Annotated in this window: 4 protein-coding genes; all 4 read left to right on the forward strand. The window is 33.9% G+C overall.

The features are described 5' to 3' along the window. The first annotated feature begins 20 nt into the window (after positions 1 to 20). Entirely contained in the window at positions 21 to 719 is a 699-nt protein-coding gene (locus tag F6K22_RS36440) for a permease (protein WP_363275206.1), read from the forward strand. A 33-nt stretch (positions 720 to 752) separates the two neighbouring features. After that, positions 753 to 1559, forward strand: a complete 807-nt coding sequence (locus F6K22_RS36445; protein WP_293109546.1) for a TIGR03943 family putative permease subunit — start codon at positions 753 to 755, stop codon at positions 1557 to 1559. Between the two features lie 221 nt (positions 1560 to 1780). Beyond that, a complete protein-coding gene (locus F6K22_RS36450) occupies positions 1781 to 1978 on the forward strand; it encodes a hypothetical protein (protein ID WP_293109547.1) in 198 nt (65 codons plus the stop codon). A 396-nt stretch (positions 1979 to 2374) separates the two neighbouring features. After that, positions 2375 to 3405, forward strand: a 1031-nt coding sequence (locus F6K22_RS36455; RefSeq protein ID WP_293109549.1) for an FG-GAP repeat domain-containing protein, incomplete at its 3' end; no start/stop codon positions are given.

Below are 3405 nucleotides of genomic sequence, written 5' to 3' on the forward strand. Positions count from 1 at the left end.
TCTTACCTTGAGCAACAATTATTGGTTGGATATTTAGTGTTCAGAAGGATATACGACAAATTCTGCAACCCACAACTGCTCGTTTATTACCTAGACAACAGTCAGTTTCTCAAACGTTTGAAACTTCTCCTCTTCTACAGTCAGGAACATTTTTTTTAGGACAATCTACTACATCTCTACCCCTAGAGTCTATGGGACTTTTTCCCGGAGCGATGACGACATCTGTTGCTCAAGGTAAGTCTTTGGGGATGAGCAATCAAACAACTACTAACAAAGGTATAGGTTGGACATCTCTCTTCGTTGTGCCTGATAAACAGCGACTTTTGTTTTTGTTAAATAGTATGGTGCAGGAGTTACGGGAATTAGGAGGAGTATTAGTAATTGGGAGTGCGATCGCTGCGATTATTCAAGTTGCTGCCCCCCGTGAACTTATTCTGAATCTTGGTCAAGGTCCAGTTACTTCAATTATTGCTATGCTAGCTTTAGCAGCAGTGGTTTCCATTTGTTCAACTGTAGATGCTTTTTTTGCTTTGTCATTTGCTGCAACCTTTACCAGTGGTTCTCTATTAGCTTTTTTAGTTTTTGGACCGATGATTGATATTAAAGCTGTTGGTTTGTTATTATCAGTTTTTCGGTCACGGGCTGTGATTTATTTAATGATATTGGCAGCACAATTGACATTTATTATGGCTTTTGTTGTGAACTTATATTTAAATTGAATTAGCCGATAATTTACAGAAATAATTTTTTATATGAAGGTTGAAAAATCATTATTTTCTCTACTTAAACGATATGAACCTTGGTTAGATGTAGCAGCAATTTTGGCTTGGGGATTTTTGTTGATAAATTATTGGCTGACAGGAAAGTTATATATATTGATTCATCCCCGTTATTTTGGTTTAACTGTTGGTGCTGGAATCACTTTATTAATATTAGGTGGATGCAAAATATGGGAATTATGGAATATTAGCAAAAATTATGGATTATCAAAGAGATCGAAACAAGAACTTAGTATAATTGAAAATCAACATATTAACCTTTTTCCTCCTGGTTGGAGTAGTGCTTTACTATTAATATCTGCTTTACTAGCTTTAACAATTACTCCTCAAGTTTTTGCTAGTCAAACAGCATTACAAAGAGGGTTAACAGAATCTTTGCCAGTAACTAGAAGTCAACCTCAAGAATTTCGGACTGCAACTAAACCAGAAGAGCGATCGCTAATTGAATGGATCAGGACTTTAAATGTTTATCCAGAACCAGATGCTTATAACGGTCAAAAAGTTGAAGTAACTGGTTTTGTAATTTATCCTAGGGGATTATCTGAGCAATATTTCTGGATATCTAGATTTATTCTGACTTGCTGTGCTGCTGATGCTTATCCGGTGGGATTACCAGTTAAATTACCAGAAGGCAGAAGTCGGAGTAAATATCCTCAAGATAGTTGGTTGAAAGTAAAAGGAAAAATGATTACTGACGAGTTGAGCGGTCAACGTAAATTAACAATTTTGCCAACAGAAATAGAATCAATTCCTAAACCTAAAAATCCTTATGATTATTAGCAATAATAACACTTTTGTCTGATATAAAATCCTGCTATTATCTGTGGAATACAAGGGGAAAATTAATAGTAAATTTAAGCAAAAAAATTAATTATCAAATTGTAAGGGTATAATGTTGCTCTTCTTGGGCGAGATAAATTCCGTAGAGGGAAACTGCCATTATTGCTCCTGCGATGTGACTTATTAACCGAGAGCGAAATGCAAGTATAGCTAAACCAAAGATGACACAGAGCGATCGCCCTACCCAGAGAGATGCTATTTATCCTGGGTTTAAAAATCGTTTCATCCAGAAATGTGTGAGGAGAAAATATAGTGGTGGGTGGATACTTTCGGCGATTAAATTGTTAATAACATCAGAGGGATTAGTTATGGGATTAAATTGTAAGGGAGTGAGGAGAGTATCTAAGTTTATTATTTGATTTAAGGGGATTTTTTCTAAACTGTTGCCGAGGCTAAAAACTAGGGTTGATATTTCTATTGAGGAGGCGGATTTTTATCCTAAATTTGTGCAGCGATAATCATGACGATTTTGAGCCAGGATAATAATATTAGAAGATGAATCCATTGATTTTTAACAGGTAGTTTAATGTTGAGCTTTTTCCTAACAAGATAAGTTCAATATTATTAAGATTTAACTTGCCATAATTATTTAGATATTCCTAACATAGATTACTCTATTTGGCAAAATAATTTATCAAAAATTAACAGCTATTAATTGTGCAACTATGAGGTGAAAAATATCGTCAATTTACTTGAGTTAAAATATAAGTAGAACACAAATTTTGGTAGTTTTTATATTTTCTGAGGAGAATATTATGACTTTTACTGAAGATCCAAACTTGTCTTTCAGTATTATAGATGGTTTTAACAGTTATATTTATGATCCAGATTTAACTGTTGGGGATTTTGATAATGATGGAGATGAAGATATCTTATATGGCAATAGAGTATTACAAAACACTGAGAGTGGTTTAGTTGAGTACGCTACTCTAGATTATAATACTATAACGACTGATTATATTAATAATGGAGATTGGATTGATTTTGACAATGATGGAAATTTAGATATCAGGTTAAATGTGTCTTACTTCTTCCTAAGATATACTACTAAACACTACTTTTATGAAAACACAGGTAGTGGGTTTGAGGCTACAGATTATCAGGAAAATCTACCATTTCTTAATGGATTTACTAACAGACAAGACTATGACAATGATGGAGACCTAGATGTTATCCTCAACGGTTTTCCCGATCCTTTTTTTCTTTCTAACTTTCAAACTAAGCTTTATGAAAATATAGGTAGTGGGTTTGTGGAAAATACAAATGTTACCTTACCTGGTATCTGGGGAGATATTAGTTGGAAAGATTACGATAATGATGGAGATTGGGATATCTTATTAACTGGTGAGGATAATTCTGACAATTATATCTCTAAACTATACAAAAATACTGGGAATACTTTTGTTGAAGATACAAATATTATTCTACCTGGTATTGCGACTAACTCACCTTTTTATAACTATGATAAAGGTTTTCATAGTTGGATAGACTACGACATTGACGGAGATTGGGACTTGCTCCTAACTGGTAATGACAACTCCTCCAATTCTATTACAAAACTCTACGAAAATATAGATGGTAACTTAACTGAAAATACCAAAGTTCTTTTGCCTACTAATATCAATAATTACAGTTTGGCAGACTATGACAACGATGGAGACTCTGACATTTTAGTTAGTATTAAATCTGACGTTTTGAGCTATAATACCAAACTTTATGAAAACCAAGAGGACCGGAAAGCACAACTCTGGAACTCAAGTACAATACGTTTGTCAACCTCTATTCC

This window comes from Okeania sp. SIO2F4 (assembly GCF_010672385.1).
In the GTDB taxonomy this organism is placed as follows: Bacteria; Cyanobacteriota; Cyanobacteriia; order Cyanobacteriales; family Microcoleaceae; genus Trichodesmium.

Coding starts and splice junctions, on each gene's coding strand:
- F6K22_RS36445 (WP_293109546.1), top strand. CDS start 753: ATGAAGGTTGAAAAATCATTATTTTCTCTACTTAAACGATATGAACCT.
- F6K22_RS36450 (WP_293109547.1), top strand. CDS start 1,781: ATGACACAGAGCGATCGCCCTACCCAGAGAGATGCTATTTATCCTGGG.